Annotated in this window: 1 pseudogene; it reads right to left on the bottom strand. The window is 77.6% G+C overall.

The window, feature by feature from the left end:
* Positions 1 to 223, bottom strand: a pseudogene (locus tag G3I65_RS05995) (hypothetical protein); the annotation flags it as partial.

The following is a 223-nucleotide window of genomic DNA, read 5'->3' as shown; positions in this document are numbered from 1 at the left end:
GCCCGCCCGACAGCCCGCTGCCGCCGCTGCCGAGCAGCGTGGCCGGGTCGACGTCGTCGAGGGCTGCCTGGTGAAGCGCTTGGCGGAGGTCGGCCTCGGTCGCCGTGGGGCGGGCGAGGCGGAGGTTCTCGGCGACCGTCGTGGCCGCAAGCATCGGCTCCTGTGGTGCCCACGCGACCGCGTCCGGGACCGCGACCACGCCACCGCGCGGCGCGAGGAAGCC

The sequence above is a fragment of the Amycolatopsis sp. SID8362 genome (assembly GCF_010550475.1).
Lineage (GTDB): Bacteria > Actinomycetota > Actinomycetes > Mycobacteriales > Pseudonocardiaceae > Amycolatopsis > Amycolatopsis eburnea.
Note: the sequence above shows the minus strand (reverse complement) of the source record. Positions and strands in the feature narration are given on the sequence as shown.